Source organism: Nostoc cf. edaphicum LEGE 07299 (assembly GCF_015207245.1).
Lineage (GTDB): Bacteria > Cyanobacteriota > Cyanobacteriia > Cyanobacteriales > Nostocaceae > Nostoc > Nostoc edaphicum_B.
In genome coordinates this window covers 1-3,401 of sequence record NZ_JADEXF010000700.1, presented here as the reverse complement: position 1 = coordinate 3,401, position 3,401 = coordinate 1, and the positions used below count along the sequence as shown (strand labels likewise).

Below are 3,401 nucleotides of genomic sequence, written 5' to 3'. Positions count from 1 at the left end.
GTTCCTGAGATACATTGAGGATTACAGAGAACAACATTCCAAAATTTGCGCCAATTTCGACACTCGGCCCTTCTGGCCCCAAAGAAGCACCGCTCCCCAAAGTAACAGATGCGGCCAGCATTTTGCTAACTGGTCTTAGTGGTCGCCTAATCTCTGTTCCCTGAGAGGCGGCGATGAGAGATGAAAGTCCAGGGCCAAAATCTTGAGTGCGCCAGCGCATCAAGCCAACAATTAATCCGCCAAGGGTGGGAACGCAGGCTAAAGTCCATGCACCCCAGCCGCCAATTTGACCCATTAAATTTTCCAGCATCAGCTGGTGAACCAACTGGATTAAATAGTGAAAGGTGACTACACCCATACCAGTACCACCGCCAATGAGCATGGCTAAAAACAGCACAACTGTTTCTGGGGATGGTTGAAAACGATTAATTAGGTGAGCTAAACGAGCGGAAGGTGTAGGAAAGGCAGGTTGTTCCGTTACCTTCCTCAGTTGAGTGGGAGGCAAGAGAGTCATTGAGAGGCGGGGTAAATGTAAGAAAAAATTTAAATTTTTATCTGTTATTTATCATTGTGAGCCATTATTTAGCAACCGGACAAGTAGACTTTATTTGCTTAACTTACAAAGCTTTAGCTAAAAATGTCATTGTGCAAAATTTGTGTGGGCAGAATGGTTAAATGAGAGAGAATTATTACTTAGGGGTCAGCGATGCCTAAGTTGGGCGTAGCTGCGGCTAATGGGGTGCGAGCGAGCGCCAACACTATTTTTTCTAGAGACAACAAAGTTTTTTCGACTGGGTGGACACACCCGTAAACATGAACCATGAGTCATCCTTGTTTAAATCTAGCTATACTCGTGTTGCGACTATTGAGGCATCCTTGGTAGTAATAGAATGTATGTATGATTGATGCCTGATGTCAGATCGGACATTGACCCCAATTCAATATAGCTATTGTTATAGAGCGAGTAAATGGACTAGGCGGATGAGGTAAATGAATATACACACTTTTGATAATCATTATGTTACTTGCCCAATTTGCCAAAGAAACGCCACGCCAAAACCAGTTAAAACACGCATGGGCTTGTTTTGCTGTCCCTATTGCCAGGAAAGGCTAGTAGTTTGCCAAAGTGGTCATTATGTCCGCGATCCGTTTACTTGGAGACAATTGATGATGTCTTCATCGCTACGTCGTCAAAGCCGACCTTTAGCGAGGATTCTCAGAGATTTTATCCTACTCAAGCGTCCGATGGTAGCCTTGGCTGTAGGTAGTGCGATTTTCTTTGGTGCGATCGCTTTGACCCAAGAAAAGACAAGCTATGATAGCCAAATTATTCCCACAACAGAGAAAGTTAATGAACCAGGAAACAAATCTCAGTAAATGGATTACTTTGGTATAAATCAAATTCTACTTTGATTTTTGTAATATTATAACTAAATACTCTGATAAACCGTGTCTTACTTACCCCAAATAGGACGCGGTTTTATATTATGTATGTCCGCTTAAAGAGCGATCGCCCACCGGGTAATGATTTGATTTTTCCTGATAAGGGGACAAGGGGACAAGGAGAATAACCATGCCCAATGCCCCAGGTTACATTTACAGCCGATTAGTATCTTTTGTGACTAATTTCCAACCTTCAGCTTGGTCAATTAGCTTCATCGACTCTAGTTGAAGATTGTTGAAATCAGATACATTAAGCAGGAAGTAGGGTTGGCCGTTGTAGTGCCAATAATATTCCAGTTCACCAACAGAAGCGGGAATGATGGTGCGATCGCTATAATAATCCAACGAGGGACGATGATAGGGAAAAGAAGTGTAAATCTTCCTCGTCGCTGGATTTGCCCGTACAATCATAGCGGCGACTGGTTTAACTGGATAGGCTTCAGATAATTCCCAAACCCAGTAGTTAGATTTCATTAACAGCAGTAGCGAAATATAACTTCCCCAAAACAAAATCTTCAGAAATTGTCCGTCGCCTCGTTCTGCCAAAATAGCTGCTAAAGTCATAGTTAAAGCTACTGCGGCAAAAATCAGCTGTAAATCTGTTTTTGGTGTTGTACCCGAACTGAAATAAATACTACCAGCAGAAGCAGCCACAGCAAGTATTGCCAAACCAGCAACCCATGCACGGGGATAAGATGAGAATAAAGGCGAATTTTCCGTTTCTGATAACTGGATACCAAAAGCTAAAGCTAAACTAGGGTAAATCGGGAATAGATACCAAGGAACTTTGGTAATCATGAAGGAAATTACCAGTAGATAAACCCCACTCCACGCCATTACTAGTTTTGCCCAGCTAAGGTTGCGATTTTCCCAGGTTAAGCGGACAGTTTGTGGTAAGAATAATAACCACGGCCATGTGTATTTGAGAAGTTCAATCACATAGTACCAAGGTGGTTCAGAATTACTTTCTACAACTGAGCCAATTCGGCCTAGTGATGGGTTGGCAATACCAATTTGGGCGAAAGTATAACCATAGCGAATTAGTTGGGCACCATACCAACCAGCTACAGGTAGAATGCCAATTAAGATTGCGATCCAGAGATAGTAACAAGTGAGCAATCGTGGCGTATCCCAAAACAAAAATACAATTGCGATCGCACCTAATAATACGCCTAGCAGTCCTTGAGTTAAACAAATAAACCCAAAGCTAATGCCAACACCAAGACAATAACGTAAATCTCGGCGCGATCGTAAAACACATAACATCATCACCATCAAAAAACTTACCATTGCCCCATCTAACATTGCTAACCGCCCATGACGTACCACGGGTAGCATTGTTAGGTAAATCAAGGCGCTATAAATAGCAGCCCAGCGTTGGCGAAATATCTCTCGAGCAATGCAATACAGTAAAGGTACAGATGTTGCTGTTAAAATTGCTCCAGGTAGGCGCGTTGTCAATTCATTTTCGCCCCCTAGAGAATAAGCCCAAGCTATTAGCAAATGCATCAAAGGCGGCTTGTTGTGATATGGTTCGCCTCCTAACGTTGGGTAAAGCCAACGCATTGAATTTGCTGGGGCGTGCCAAATTTCACGAGCAACCTGTGCCACAGTACCTTCATCCCAATCTCGCAGCGGCAACCCTCCCAGATTGATGCTAAACAGTAATACTGCTGCCAACAGCAATACTATTAGCCATACCCAATCAATCCATTTGCCAACCGTGCGATGCTGTTTTTCCAGATGACTCCAAATAAAGCTTCCTTCTTGCATATTCTCTGGTAATCATTTTACTTGCTGGTTTGATTACATAGAGACATCTAGCGAATCTCCAATGTTGCCACCCAGTAACAACGTATGTTTTTAACAATTGCTAGTTTCCAAGATTAACTCAATTTTTTATAATTAGCGCTATTTTTCAAAAAAATATATTGGTTATTTAAGTAACATTTTAAGCC

4 protein-coding genes are annotated in these 3,401 nt (G+C 42.4%); 1 reads left to right on the top strand and 3 read right to left on the bottom strand.

Translation table 11 applies throughout. From position 1 onward, the window contains the following. Positions 1 to 514 (bottom strand): chloride channel protein (locus tag IQ229_RS19210; RefSeq protein ID WP_194046486.1); only part of this gene is annotated, 514 nt, incomplete at its 3' end. Positions 515 to 693: 179 nt separating this feature from the next. Further along, positions 694 to 822 carry a hypothetical protein gene (locus tag IQ229_RS24610; RefSeq protein WP_265582999.1) on the bottom strand — a complete coding sequence of 43 codons (129 nt, stop codon included), beginning with the start codon at positions 820 to 822 and terminating at the stop codon, positions 694 to 696. A 168-nt stretch (positions 823 to 990) separates the two neighbouring features. Between IQ229_RS24610 and IQ229_RS19205 the strand changes: the two genes are divergently transcribed. Next, positions 991 to 1,377, top strand: coding sequence for a hypothetical protein (locus tag IQ229_RS19205; protein WP_194046484.1), 387 nt, complete (start codon positions 991 to 993; stop codon positions 1,375 to 1,377). A gap of 219 nt (positions 1,378 to 1,596) precedes the next feature. Here IQ229_RS19205 and IQ229_RS19200 read toward each other — a convergent pair whose 3' ends face one another. Further along, entirely contained in the window at positions 1,597 to 3,216 is a 1,620-nt protein-coding gene (locus IQ229_RS19200) for an ArnT family glycosyltransferase (protein WP_194046482.1), read from the bottom strand. Positions 3,217 to 3,401 lie beyond the last annotated feature (185 nt).